10 protein-coding genes are annotated in these 13,536 nt (G+C 65.8%); 3 read left to right on the forward strand and 7 right to left on the reverse strand.

The genetic code is table 11. The annotated features are described in order from the left end of the window. Positions 1-68 precede the first annotated feature (68 nt). The gene (locus E7773_RS12490; RefSeq protein ID WP_293991763.1) at positions 69-1,313 is read left to right on the forward strand and encodes a TetR/AcrR family transcriptional regulator; all 1,245 of its coding nucleotides are present in this window, start codon (positions 69-71) and stop codon (positions 1,311-1,313) included. On the opposite strand, the gene E7773_RS12495 is transcribed toward E7773_RS12490, so the two are convergent. From E7773_RS12495 to E7773_RS12515, 5 genes are all read right to left on the reverse strand, one after another. Continuing rightward, entirely contained in the window at positions 1,310-2,620 is a 1,311-nt protein-coding gene (locus tag E7773_RS12495) for an MFS transporter (RefSeq protein ID WP_293991765.1), read from the reverse strand. The genes E7773_RS12490 and E7773_RS12495 overlap by 4 nt on opposite strands. An 89-nt stretch (positions 2,621-2,709) precedes the next feature. Continuing rightward, positions 2,710-5,763: a TonB-dependent receptor gene (locus tag E7773_RS12500; protein ID WP_293991767.1), complete on the reverse strand. Its 3,054-nt coding sequence runs from the start codon at positions 5,761-5,763 to the stop codon at positions 2,710-2,712. Between the two features lie 211 nt (positions 5,764-5,974). Further along, positions 5,975-7,048, reverse strand: a complete 1,074-nt coding sequence (locus E7773_RS12505; RefSeq protein WP_293991769.1) for an acyl-CoA dehydrogenase family protein — start codon at positions 7,046-7,048, stop codon at positions 5,975-5,977. A gap of 38 nt (positions 7,049-7,086) precedes the next feature. Beyond that, positions 7,087-8,298, reverse strand: coding sequence for an acyl-CoA dehydrogenase family protein (locus tag E7773_RS12510; RefSeq protein WP_293991773.1), 1,212 nt, complete (start codon positions 8,296-8,298; stop codon positions 7,087-7,089). Positions 8,299-8,385: 87 nt separating this feature from the next. Next, positions 8,386-9,915 (reverse strand): MFS transporter, encoded by a 1,530-nt coding sequence (locus E7773_RS12515; protein ID WP_293991775.1) that lies wholly within the window; start codon positions 9,913-9,915, stop codon positions 8,386-8,388. A 114-nt stretch (positions 9,916-10,029) separates the two neighbouring features. On the opposite strand from E7773_RS12515, the gene E7773_RS12520 reads away from it, so the two are divergent. Together E7773_RS12520 and E7773_RS12525 are read left to right on the forward strand one after the other, a co-directional pair. After that, positions 10,030-10,734 (forward strand): DNA alkylation repair protein, encoded by a 705-nt coding sequence (locus E7773_RS12520; protein WP_293991777.1) that lies wholly within the window; start codon positions 10,030-10,032, stop codon positions 10,732-10,734. A gap of 145 nt (positions 10,735-10,879) precedes the next feature. Further along, positions 10,880-12,115, forward strand: coding sequence for a TCR/Tet family MFS transporter (locus E7773_RS12525; protein WP_293991778.1), 1,236 nt, complete (start codon positions 10,880-10,882; stop codon positions 12,113-12,115). Here the strand turns inward: E7773_RS12525 and E7773_RS12530 are convergent. Continuing rightward, a complete protein-coding gene (locus tag E7773_RS12530) occupies positions 12,112-12,909 on the reverse strand; it encodes an SDR family oxidoreductase (RefSeq protein ID WP_293991779.1) in 798 nt (265 codons plus the stop codon). The genes E7773_RS12525 and E7773_RS12530 overlap by 4 nt on opposite strands. Next, entirely contained in the window at positions 12,906-13,520 is a 615-nt protein-coding gene (locus tag E7773_RS12535; RefSeq protein ID WP_293991781.1) for a glutathione S-transferase family protein, read from the reverse strand. The genes E7773_RS12530 and E7773_RS12535 overlap by 4 nt, the downstream gene beginning before the upstream one ends. Positions 13,521-13,536 lie beyond the last annotated feature (16 nt).

A 13,536-nucleotide genomic window follows, 5' to 3' on the forward strand; every position in this document is an offset into this window, starting at 1 on the left:
AGGAAAATGCCACATTCCGTTACGCAAAACCGCTAGCCCTGACCGTCGAAGCTGTTAAGCTTCGCATCATGGGGCAAAGTGACACGATCGAAGCGGAAGAAGCGACCGGAACCAAGCGCTTCCGCGCAAAACGCAACGCGATCCTGGCGGCGGCCTCGGAAGCGATCAACGAACAGAGCGCGAAGGGCATGACCTTCGCCGACGTCGCGCGCCGGGTCGGACTCAACACCACCAGCGTGACCTATTATTTCAAGCGCAAGGAAGACTTGGCGCAGGCGTGCTTCGAACACACGCTGCTGACCTTGGGCGACATGCTCGACGAGGCGCAGGCGGAGCCCACGCCCGAAGCGCGCGTCGCCAAATACCTCTCGCTCAACATGGGCCGCTTCGCCCGCATCCGCGAGCATGACGAGCGCGCGCTCGCGGGATTGAGCGATCTGCGCGCGATGGAAGAGCCGATGCTCGGCCGGCTGATGGCCGGCTGGCGCGACATCTTCCGCCGGACGCGCGCGCTGTGGGGCGAAGGCGCGCAAGGGCGGCAGAAGGACCTGAACGGCGCGCGCGCGCACGTGCTGCTCGAGAATACCTTCTGGATCCCCGCGTGGATCAACCGCTACGACCTCGACCAGTTCGAGCGCGTCGAGGCCCGGCTGATGGACATGTTCCGCCACGGCATCGCGACCAAGGGCGCCAAATGGGCGCCGACGATGCTCGACATCGAGCACGGGGAAGCCGAGCCGGGACGCGAGGCGTTCCTGCGTGCGGCGACGCGGCTGATCAACGAACTTGGCTATCGCGGGGCGAGCGTTCAGCGCATCGCGTCGGAGCTCAACGTCACCAAGGGTAGCTTCTACCACCACCTCGACGCTAAGGACGACCTGGTGATCGAATGCTACAAGCGCAGCTTCGACACGATCATCGAGGTGCAGCAGGCCGGCGAGGCGGCGGGCGGCGATTGGTGGCACCGGCTGTCGAGCGTGATCGCGACGTTGCTCGACGTGCAATTCTCGGTGCGTGGCCCGCTGTTGCGCACGACCGCGCTGACCGGCCTGCCGCGCCCGGTGCGCAATTCGATGATCGACCGATCGAACCGCATCGCGCGACGCTATGCCGGGATGCTCTCGGACGGCGCCGCCGAGGGGTCGATCCGCGCGGTCGACCCGCTGATCGTCAGCCAATCGCTGATGGCGCTCCAGAACGCCGCGTTCGACATGCGCAAATGGGCGAGCACGATGCCGCGCGAACAAGCGGTGGCGATGTACGCGTCGACCCTCGCGTTCGGGCTGTTCGACGATCGCGCGGCGGCGGGTTAGGCTGTCGCCACCTTCCCGAACCGCTCGGTCCGGCTGAGCAGCACGCCCGCCCGCCAATAGTGGAAGATCGCCCACGGCGTGATCGCGGCGAGGATGAACATCGCGTAGCGGAGCGATTCGGCGCCGAAATGCGGTTTGAGCATCACGCTCACGGCCCCCACCAACGGCGGCCCCAGCCCCAGCCCGATCAGATTGTTGATCAGCAGCGTGATCGCCGCCCACATCGCGCGTTGCTTGACCGGCGCCTGTCCCTGGATCAGCGAAAAGGTCGGGCCGAGATAGCAGCTCGTGAAGAACAGCGACGCGAGATAAGCGCCGAGTGCGACGGTCGAGTTCGACGCCGAGAAAAACAGTACGGTGAACGGCAGCGCACATGTCTTGAACACCGCGACCATCAGCGATTGCGCGTACAGCCCCTTCTTTTGCCCCAGCCGGTCGGCAACCCGCCCGCTGCCGAGCGCGCCGGCAAGGATGACGACGGCGGCGATCGGCGCGACGATCCAGGCGATATCGAGCTTGGTGTAGCCGAATGAGCGCTGCAGATAGCTCGGGCCAAACGCCGTCTGGCCATATCCGATCATCGACGTCAGCGTGAACCCCATGATCAGGTGAAGCGCCGCGCGGGTCTTGATCAGGCCCTTTAGGCTGTCGATGATCCGCGGCTTGGCGGTGTCCATCGCGATCTGCGCGTCGGACAGCCCGCGCTTGGGCTCGGGCACGACGGCCCAGATGATCAGCGCGAGTACGAGGCCCGGCAACCCGATCACGTACATCGCCGCGCGCCAGCCGTAGAAGGTCGCGACGGTGCCGCCGATCGTCGTGCCGATCGCCGCGCCCAACCCGACGCCGAGCGAATAGGTCGCCATCGCGCTGGTGCGCTTTTCGGGCGGATAGAGGTCGGCGATGATCGAATGGCTCGGCGGGCTCGACCCCGCCTCGCCGATCCCGACGCCGATCCGCGCGCCGAGCAATTGCCAGAAGCTCATCGCCAGCCCGCCGGCCGCGGTGAACGCGCTCCAGATCGCGAGCGCCGCGGCGATGATGCGCACGCGGTTGTACCGATCGGCGAGCCACGCGACGGGCAATCCCAGCCCGGCGTAGAAGATGGCGAACGCGAACCCCGCGATGATCCCCATTTGGAAATCGTTGAGGTGCAGGTCGCGAATGATGTCTTCGTTCAGGATCGCGAGGATCTGGCGGTCCATGTAGCTGAAGAAATAGGCGAAGGTGAGCAAGAGGAGCGTCAGCCCGCGCCTTCTGGCGACGAACGTGGCCTGAACTTCGGGGAGGCTGGTCGGGGAGGACAACGCGGTCCCTTTCTACGCGAGTACCAAAACAAGGCCCCGCCGCGCCGATGGGCGCGGCGGGGCCGATAAAGGCGTCAATCCGTCATCGGTCAGAACTTTACCGAGGCGCCGATCTTGAACTCGCGGCCGAACGGATTGCCGATGAACGGCTCGTAATTGTAGTCTTCGCGCGCGAACGGCGCCTTGGTGTCGAAGATGTTGATCACGGTGCCCGTCAGCACGACGTTCCACGGCAGCTTGACCTGCAAGTTGAAGTCAGTGGTCAGGAAGCTCTTGATGTCGGCCCCCGTCAGCAGCGAGATCGGCGTCGCCGGGATCGTCCCGTCGGGATTGCGCAACGACGCGTCGGGCGCGAACGGGCCGCTCTTCGTGTCGAAACGCTGGTCGTGCAGACCATCCGTGTAATAGACGGTCACGCGCGCATCGACCGGGCCGGAGCCGAGATCGACGAACGCCTGCCCCTTCCACTTGGGCAGCGGATACAGCGTCGACTGGTAGTTGAGCAGTCCGACACCGTCGAACGGATTGGCGACCTTCACCCCGGCGACCGAGATCGCGCTGATCCGGTTATGGATCGTATAGGTCGCATCCACGCCCACGCCGAACCGGAAGTTCGACCCAAGGAACTGGCTGGTGCGATATTCCGCGCTGAAATCGATACCGGAGTTCGACTGGGTCGCGCCGTTCTGGAGGAACGTGTTGACGCGTGAAATCTGCGCGACGGTGGTCGCCGCCGAGCATCCGGCATGGCCCGCCCCGGTGGTGAAGGTGAACCGGTCGGCCAGCGTCGGGTTGGTCGCGCAGGTATTGGGGGCGCCCGCCGGGAACAGCGTCGCCACCATCGCCGCCAATGGATCGGACACGATCACGCTCGACAGGTCGTAGCGGAAGTAGTCGACACTGGCATGGAAGCCGCCGAACTTGAGCAGCAGCCCGGCCGAATAGTTCTTCGATTTTTCGGGCTTGAGCGACGGATTTCCGTTGACGTCGACCGGGGTGAAGGTCGACCCGATCAGCTGCAACGAGGTCACGAAGCCGGTGGTGATGTTGGCCAGCGTCGGCGCACGGAAGGTGGTTCCGAAACCGCCACGCACCGCGAGCCAGTCGGTCACCTGCCAGCGCGCACGGATTTGCGGGTCGAAGGTCGATCCGACGCCCCCGCCATAATCCTCATACCGCGCGGCAAGCTGAACGTTGAGCGTGTCGAACACCGGTAATTGGAGTTCGCCGTACACCGCGTAGTTGCCGCCACGCTGGTACGAGTTGCGGCCGGTGCCGAGAAATCCGAACGCGCCGTTGGGTGCGCTCGGCGGCCCGACCGGCGACGCGGTTGGTGCGCAAGCTGCCGGATTCTGGTTGCCGGTGATCGAGGAATCGCGACACGGGTTGGTCAGGATATTGTTGTTGTTGCCGTAGACGGTGCTGAACTTGTTGTAGCGATATTGCGCACCGACGCCGAACTGGATCGCACCGCCGGGCAGCTTGAGCCCGGTGCTGCCGCTGATCGAAGCGTCCGCCACGAACAGCTGCGATTCGACTTGGGTAGTGCCCTTGACGAATATCCAGTTGGCCAGCGCAGCCGTGTTGGCGAGCGCCGCGTTACCCTGCGGATTGGTCGTGCCGTTGACCGCGCCAGCGACGACGGCGTTGCCGAACGGGTTGAGGTACATGCAGCCGCCGACCCCCGGCGTGCCCGTCAGATAGTTGCAGTTCGGACCGCCGAGGCCGCGCAACGCCAGCTGAACACGATCGCCGTATTCGTCGTAACCGTCGATGTAGCGATAATAATCATGATACGTGCCGGAGACGCTCCAGTCGATGTCGCTGCCGAGCTTGCCCGACAGTTCGGCGGTGATGCGAGTCGATTCCGACTTGCGCATGCCGCGTGCCGACCCCGGCTCATCGGGGTCGCCCAACGTCGAAGGATTGCCCCCCGCCAGATAGGGACGGAACAGCAGCAGCGGAAACACCGCGCCGGTGGTCGTTGCCGGGAACAGCGTCGGGTTCGCCGCACGATAGGCGATAAAACCCGGGTTGCTCGCGGGAACGTAGAAGCCGGTCACGAACGGCGTCGGGTTCGTCCCGCCGAGCGCGATGATCGATGGCGACTGCGTCAGCAGGTACGACGGCGACGTCAGATAGTGCGGGACGGTGCTGCGTCCGTACAGCGCGGTCATCTCGAACTTGGTGCTGCTCGACAGATCGACCTCGAAATCGACGAACGCGGTGCCGCGCTTTTCGAGATCGGCGAGGTTATCGAACTTGGTATATTGATTGTAGCAGCGCCCGTTCGCCCCGACATAGCCCCCGAGGGGAGCGCAGCTGGTGTCAGCCATCAGTGCGGTGGTCGGCGCGCCGCTCGCGGCGATGCCGAGGAAGGTCGCCGGATTGCCGCCGCCGGTCCAGCCACCCTGCGGGTTTTCGGTATACGGCTTGGTCAGATACGGCCGGTCGCGTACCGACAATTCGCCGCGCTTCGCAAAGCTGACGGCCGCGAGGAAGCGCCAATTGTCACCGACATGGCCGTAGCTCAGCGATGCATCGATATCGCCATCCGACCCACGCACGAATTTGTAACTCCCCGCCGCGCGGAAACCCTCCTGGTCGGTGCGCGTGATGAAGTTGACGACGCCCGCGATCGCGTCGGAGCCGTAGGTTGCGGCGGCGCCGTCCTTGAGCACTTCGATCCGGCCGATCGCGGCCGAGGGGATCAGGTTGATATCGACCGACGGTACGCCGTTGCCGGCGGTGACCAGACGGCGGTTGTTGAGCAGCACCAGCGTGCGTTGCGGGCTGAGGCCGCGTAGATTGGCGGTGGCGATGCCTTCGGCGCCCTGCGAGCGGCTGTCGAACTGGTTGGAATCGCCGAGCACGCCACTGGAGGTCGGCAAGGCCTTCAAGAGCTCGACCGCCGACGGGGAGCCCTGCTTCTCCAGATCGGCCGCGCCGATGACGTTGACCGGCAGCGCCGCATCCTCGGGCGTACCGCGGATGATCGAGCCGGTGATGACGATGTCCTTGCCATTGTCCTGCGAGTCGGCGGTGGTGTCGCCTGCTGCGGGCGCGGTCTGCGCCATGGCCGGTGTTGCCGCGATCGCCAGTACCGACGCCGCGCACGCGCAAAGCAGCTGTGTCTTGATCATGAGCCTCTCCCCAACGAGCCAGTGCGCTTGACGGCACCATACCCGGAAATCGAATAGGCACTGCGATTTCCGCTACGTCAAGCGTTCTTCGCGTTGCAAATCGCCATCTGTCTCGGTGTGTGGCGGAAATGTCATTGGCTTATGGTCCCGGATCAGGCCAAACCCGATACCGGAATCACAAATTTCAGCGCCGAATGAGTGCTCCGCGCGATCAATAGCCGTTGAGCGTCGCGAAACGGTCGCGCAGCGCCGAGGTGTTGCCCCACATCGCCTCGAGCACGCGCATCCGCTTGAGGTAGAAGCCCGCGTCATATTCGTCGGTCATTCCGATCCCGCCGTGGAGCTGGATCATCTCGCGACTCATCAAATGGCCGACCTCGTTCGCCTTGACCTTGGCGAGCAGCGCGGCCTGACGCGTGTCCCCGCCACTGTCGACCGCCGCGAGTCCCGCCTCGACCGCCGAGCGCATCAATTCGATTTCGCTGAACAGGTTCGCCATGCGGTGCTGGAGCGCCTGGAAGGTGGCGAGCACTTGCCCGAATTGGACGCGCTGTTTGAGGTAGGCGAGCGTCGTCTCGAACCCCTGCCCCGCCAATCCGAGCATCTCGGCCGCCGCGAGCACGCGCGCGCGGTCGAGCACCTTGTCGAGCAGATCGGCTCCGCCGCCCGTGAGCTTGTCGGCCACGGCGCCGTCGAAGGTGATTTCGGCATGGCTGCGGAAATCGGCGAGGTGCCGGCGCGAACGCGACACCCCCGCCGCGTCGCCGGCGACGAGATACAGGCCGTCCGTTGCGGCCACGACGAACAGCCCCGCGCTGTCGCCTTCCGCGACAAACGCCTTGGCCCCGCTGAGCTTTCCGCCCGAGACGCTCGCCTTGATGCCCGCCGGGTCGTGCCGCGGCCCTTCGTCGATCGCGAGCGCAGCGACGATCTCACCGCTGGCGATCCTGGGCAGCCACTTCGCCTTCTGTTCTTCGCTTCCGCCGAGGATGATCGCCGACGCCGCCGCGGCGGACGCCGCGAGCGGGCTCGCCGTTACCGTCTTACCGAGCTCCTCGATCACCAGCCCCAGGCTGAGCCAGCCGAAATCGGATCCGCCATAGGCTTCGGGAACGATGATCCCCGACCAGCCCATCTGCGCCATTTCACCATGGACCGACGCATCGAACCCCGCCGCCTCGTCGGCGTCGCGTACCTTGCGCCATGCATTCACCGGGCTTTCGTTGCTGGTCCATTCGCGCGCCATGTCGCGCAGCATCGTCTGTTCTTCGCTGAGTACGGCCATGTCGAATTCTTCCCGTAAAGTCGTTGGCGCTGACGCGATTATTGGTGGTCGAGCATCCCGAGGATGCGCTTGGCGATGATGTTGTTCTGGACCTCGGTCGATCCGCCATAGATCGTCGTCGCCTTGCCGAAGAGCCAGGCGCGGACGTTGTGGAGTTCTTCGGAAGTGAACCCCTCGCCTTCCCAGCCGAGCCCCTGCAGTCCCTCGATCTCGATGATCAATTCGGCGCGTTCCTGGCCGAGCTTGGTGCCGACGGTCTTGAGGATCGACGACACTTCGCTGACCCCTCCGACCGCCTTCGATTCGGCCATCACGCGCATCGCGGTGAGCTGAAATGCGCGCCAGTCCATCTCCCATTTGGCAATCCGCGCGCGCAAGTCGCGGTCGGCGATCCTGCCATCCTCCTCGCCGACGAACTTCTTGGCGAGATCGGCAAGGCTCGGCCCCGACATCTGCAGCCGCGACCCGCCGCCCGACAGGTTGGTGCGCTCGTGCTGGAGCAGGCGCTTGCCGATCGTCCAACCCTGCCCTTCCTCGCCGACCAGATTGCCCTTGGGCACCTTCACGTCGGTGAAGAACGTCTCGCAGAACGGCGACATGCCGCTGATCATCTTGATCGGCTTCACCTCGACGCCCGGCGCGGTCATGTCGATCAGCAGGAAGCTGATGCCCTTGTGCTTGTCGGACTTGTCGGTGCGCACCAGGCAGAAGCATTTGTCGGCCCATTGCCCGCCACTGGTCCAGGTCTTCTGGCCGTTGACGAGATAATGATCGCCCTTGTCCTCGGCGAAGGTCTGGAGGTTGGCGAGGTCGGACCCGGCGTTGGGTTCCGAATAGCCTTGGCACCAGCGGATCTCGCCCTTGGCGATCGCCGGGATATGCTCGTGCTTCTGCGCTTCCGAGCCGTACTCCAAGAGCGTCGGGCCGAACATCATCACGCCCATCCCGCCGATCGGGTTCCACGCCCCGACCCGCGCCATCTCGTCAGCCAGCACGCGCGCCTGCGCCTTGCTCAGCCCGCCGCCGCCATATTCCTTCGGCCAGGTGGGCACGCCCCAACCCTTAGCGCCCATCGCCTCGCGCCACGCCGTCATCTCCGGCGTTTCGCTGGTCGGCCCTTCGACGCTGGCGAGCGCGTTGCCCTTGCCCTTCAGCGACGGCGGGAAATTCGCGGCAAGGAAATCGCGCACCTCGGCACGGAAATCGTCGAGCGGGTCCGCGCTTGTTTGCGGTTCGGCCAAGGTCGCCATCGATGCTCTCCTATCGCGCGCCTGGGCGCGGTATCTATTCCATGATTTGAAGATGCGGTACGGCTGTCCGCGCGTCAATCCCGAGTTTCAGCGCAACGGCCCGCCGACCGGCAGGTTCGCTTGCTCGAGCGCGATCGCCTCTGCTTCGCGCGCGCGCAGGATGTCGAGGTTCTCCTCGTGCCGCTGGCGTGTGATCGGGTAGAAGCACAGGATCAGCGCGCCGATCGTCCACAGCCCCATCGAGGTCGGGATGTAATGGACCAGCAGGCTGCGCACCATGTCGCCGGTGACCGTGCCCGGCGCCGGCTTGTCGGGGAAATGCGACCAGGCGAGGATGCGCCCTGTCAGGAAAATCCCGATCGCGGTCGAGCATTGCATCATGAAGCTCGACGCGGCGAAGAACGTCCCCGAATCGCGCCGCCCGGTGCGTACCGCCGAATCCTCGACGACGTCCGCCAGCATCGCCGAGGTGCTGATCAGCGAGATCGCGACCATCGCGCCATAGGTCGAATCGATGAAGAACAAGGTCGGCATCAGCCGCGGGTCGCCCGGCGTCAGGAACATATGATTGAGCGCGAGGAACAGCGGCGTCAGCCCCCAGGCGACGCCCAGGATCGCGAACACCATCGCGGCGGTGCGCTTGCCCATATAATGCGCCGCGGCCGGAGCGAGCGGCGCGGCGATCGTCGCCGCCACAATGCCGCCGAGCGTCAGGAAGGCGAGCTGCCCGCCGTTGAGCTTCCACAGATACGTCCCAAAGAACAGGTTGATCCCCGTGTAGAGCCCGATCGCGCTGTACTTGAACACACCGAACCCGAAGATCGTTAGGAAGCCGCGGTTGCTGAACGACCGGAACATCTCGCGCAGGTGCGTGAACGCGCCGGTCCGCGGCGTGGTCGTGCTCTGTCGCAAATAGGGAATGCGGCTATGCGTGCCGAGCGCGCTGATCAGGATCACGGCCGCGATCAGCGCGGCACTGGTCAGCGCGAATGGCGGGTAGCCCGCGGGGTTGAGCTGGCCGCGCGGATATTTGGGCGTCGACGCGAAGAAGGTCGCGAGGCTGATCGCGCTGAACAGATACGCCCCGGCATAACCAAACCAGTAGCGGATCGAGAACAGCCCGGTCCGCACGCTGTAGCTGTCGGTCAGTTCGGGGGCGAGCGCGTTGCCCGTGATCTCGAACGCGCTGAGCGACATGCGGGTCAGCGCCGCGGTGACGAAGATCCATACGCCCATCGCCGCGTGGCCGAGTCCCGCGGGCGGGAACCAGGTGAGCGTGAAGAACAAGGCGACGGGGACGATCGACCCGTACATGAACGGGTGCCGCCGCCCCCAGCGGCTGCGCGTGACGTCCGACCAGCGGCCGATGAACGGGTCGGAAAAGGCATCGACGAACAGCGTCAACGCGATTGCCCCGGACACGATCGTCGCGGGCACCCCGACGACCTGGCTGTAGTAGAAAAGGAGGAAGGTGGTGAACGCCCCACCCTTTACCCCAGGCGCGACCGCGCCGACGCCGTAGGCCAGCCAGGTGAGCACCCCCATCTTGGGCACGGCGGCGCCCGCCGGCATGCTCGCACCACGCACCACATCGTCTGACGCCACCGTCGCCGCCATCCCGCTCTCTCCCGCTGGTCGGCTTTGCCGACTCCGGGTTTCGAACCTGCGGTATGCGTATGGCGCGGGTCAAGATATTTACGTCTCAGGAAAAACCGGCGTAACTTCGACCGTATGACCACCGGATCGCTCCCCGACCGTGTCCGCCGAGCACTGCAGGTCGTCGCCGACCCCGCGCGGGCGCCGGCGATGCAGGCGTATATGAAGTCGGAGATGCCCTATCTCGGCGTCTCGACCGTGCCGCGGCGCGCGGCGTTGAAAGCGGTGTTCGCCGGGATCGAGTGGCCCGACGCCGCGGCGTGGCAAACCGACGTGCTGGCGCTGTGGCGCGGCGCGACGTTCCGCGAGGAACGCTATGCCGCGGTCGAGCTCGCCGCACTCAAATCCGCCCGGCGCTTCCACACGATCGACGCGCTGCCGATGTACGAGGAGATGATCGTCACCGGCGCGTGGTGGGACCATGTCGACGAGATCGCGACGCACCGGCTGTGGACGATCCTGCAGAACGACCGCGCGGCGATGCGCAAGGCGATGCTCGGCTGGTCGACCGACGCCGACATGTGGAAACGGCGAAGCGCGATCATCTGCCAGGTGCCCGCCAAGGCCGCGACCGATCTCGACCTGCTCTACACCTGCATCGAGCCGTCGATCGGCCGCTCCCAGTTCTTCCTGCGCAAGGCGATCGGTTGGGCGCTTCGGCAATATGCCTGGACCGACCCCGACGAAGTCGCGCGCTACGTCGCCGCGAACGCCGACCGGTTGAGCGGGTTGAGCCAGCGCGAGGCGCTCAAGAATGGCGGGAAGCGGCGCGGCGCGTAGCGCTTCCGCATTTTTTCGCTGTCCTACTGGCCGCGACTTGTGACACGGTTGCCGAAGTGCTGGCCGTTCGTCGTTCGGTTCATCGCATTTCAAAGCGCGCGTCCGGTGACTTTCGTAACCTTCGAGTGGCCGACCGGGGGATGATATGATTCGTTTCGACCATCGCGCGGTGCCGATCGTGCTCGCGGCCGCCGTCATCGACGTGATCGGCTTCGGCGTCGTCATGCCCGTATTGCCGGGGCTGGTGACGCAACTCGGCCACATGAATCTGACCGAGGCGACGCGCATCGCCGGCTGGCTGCTCGCGTCGTTCGCCGTCGCGCAATTCTTCGCCGGGCCCGTGCTCGGCAATCTCGGCGACGCCTATGGCCGCCGCGTCGTGCTGATCGCGTCGATGGTCGCCTTCTCGTTCGACTATGCGCTGATGGCGTGGGCGCCGACGCTGGGGTGGCTGTTCGTCGGGCGGATCATCGCGGGCACCGCGGGCGCGATCTTCGGGCCGGCAGGCGCGGTGATCGCCGACGTGACGCCGCCCGAAAAGCGCGCGGGGGCGTTCGGCTGGCTGGGCGCGGCGTTCGGGATCGGCTTCATTATCGGCCCCGCGCTCGGCGGATTGGTCGCCGATTACGGCACGCGGATGCCGTTCCTGCTCGCCGCGGTTCTTGCGGGCACCAATGCGATCGCGATGATCCTGTTCCTCCCCGAAACGCACAAGCGCGAGAACCGCCGTCCGTTCCACCTGCGCGACGCGCACGTGATCGGGTCGTTCAAGCCGCTGTTTGCCGCGGGCAACGCGGCACCGCTGCTGCTCGCCTGGTTCCTGTGGCAGGTCGGCGGGATCGTCTACCCCGCGGTCTGGTCGTTCTGGGGCGCGATCCGGCTCGGCTGGGGCCCGAAGGACATCGGGCTCAGCCTCGCCTGGGTCGGGCTGGGCAGCGTCATCGTGCAGGCGTTCGTGACGCAGCGCTTCATCAAGGCGATCGGCGAGCGCAAGACCGCGATCGTCGCGCTGACCGCGGGCACGCTCAATCTGTTCGCGCTGAGTTTCGTGACGGCGGGGTGGCAGGTCTACGTGCTGTTCCTCGGCGGGTGTCTCGGCCAGATGGGCTGGCCGGCGATGCAGGGCATCCTGTCCCGAATGGTCGATGCGACGCGACAGGGCGCGTTGCAGGGCGGGATCGGCAGCATGAACTCGGTCGCGCAGATCCTGGGGCCGCTGATCGCGGCGCAGAGCCTGGCGTTCGGCGCGGCGCACGGGTTCGACGGGCTGGCGTTCGTCGTCGCCGGGGCGCTGATCGGGAGTGCCGCGCTGATCATCGCGTTCCGGCTGCAGCCGTTGCGCTATGTCGACGATGCGAGCAACGTCGAGACCGCGCCCTAGCCTTCCTTGCCCGGCCGCCGGGTCAGCGCCATGTCGAGGTGGCCGCCGGCGTCGATCAGCGTGACTTCGCCGGTGATCGCGCGGCTCAACGGGTCGAGCAGGTGGACGATCGGCGCGGCGATCTCGTCGGGTCCCGTCGCGAATCCCATTGGCACGCGGCTGGCGATGTTGGCGTTAAGCTTCTCGAACCCTTCGGCGCCCAATCGTTTCTCGAACCACCCCGTCCCGACATAACCCGGCGCCACCGCGTTGACCCTGACCGCCGGCGCGAGCACCCGCGCGAGGCTCTTGGTCATCGTGATCAGCGCGCCCTTCGACGCGGCATAGGCGACCGACGACCCCATTCCGAACATGCCCGCGACGCTGGCGACGTTGACCACGGCGGACGCATCCTGCGCGCGCATCGCCGGGGCGCAGGCGCGCACCATCTGGAACGCGGCGATCGTGTTGAGGCGGTAGATGTCGACGAAATCCTCGGCGTCGAGCGCGTCCAGATCCTCGTGGTTGGCGAACTTGGTGCGACCGGCGTTGTTGACCAGGAAGTCGATCCGCCCGAACGCATCGGTCGCGGCCTTGGCGAGCGCGCGGCACGCGGCGTCCTCGACGATATCCGCCTGTACCGCGATCGCGCCGTTGCCAGCCGCCGCCGCGACCGTCTCGGCATCGTCCTTGCTCGACGCATAGTTGACCACACACCGCACCCTGCGCTCAGCGAGCATCCGCACGACGCTCGCGCCGATGCCGGTGCCGCCCCCGGTGACGATCGCGACGCGGCCTTCAAACCCCGTGCTCATGCCTTGGCGCTCGGTCGTGCCGACACGCGCTCGTGCCACGCCTTCAGATGCAGCGCTTCGTCGGGCATCTCGACTCCGATGAATTTGCCGAAATCGATCGTTGTCAGCAGCACGATGTCGGCCATCGAATAGGCATCGCCCGCCAGGAACGCTCGGTCGGCGAGGACCGTGTCGAATTCGCGCATGACATGGTCGATCCGTGGGCGGTTGCTCTCGCCGAACTCGGTATATTGATGCGGCACGACCTTCGCGGTCAGCGGGTGCGTGTGAACCCACACCATCCCGATCGGCGTCATCAGCCGCATTTCCGCGCGGCGGATCATCTGGTCGATCTCGGCGGCCTCACGCGCGTCCGCACCGAACATCGGGGGTTTAGGATGAAGGTGATCGAGGTAGCGGCAGATCGACACGCTTTCGGTGATCACGCTCCCGTCGTCGAGCTGGAGCGACGGGGTCTGGCCCATCGGGTTGATCGCCAGATATTCGGGCGACTTGTGCTCGCGCTTGAAGATTTCGACCTGCTTGGTCGGCAGCTCGATCCCCTTTTCGGCGGCGAAGATGCGGACGCGGCGCGGATTGGGTGCCGGATTTCCGGTGTTGAAGAACAGCATTGATTTCCGCTCCCGA

This window comes from Sphingomonas sp., assembly GCF_004799495.1.
In the GTDB taxonomy this organism is placed as follows: domain Bacteria; phylum Pseudomonadota; class Alphaproteobacteria; order Sphingomonadales; family Sphingomonadaceae; genus Sphingomonas.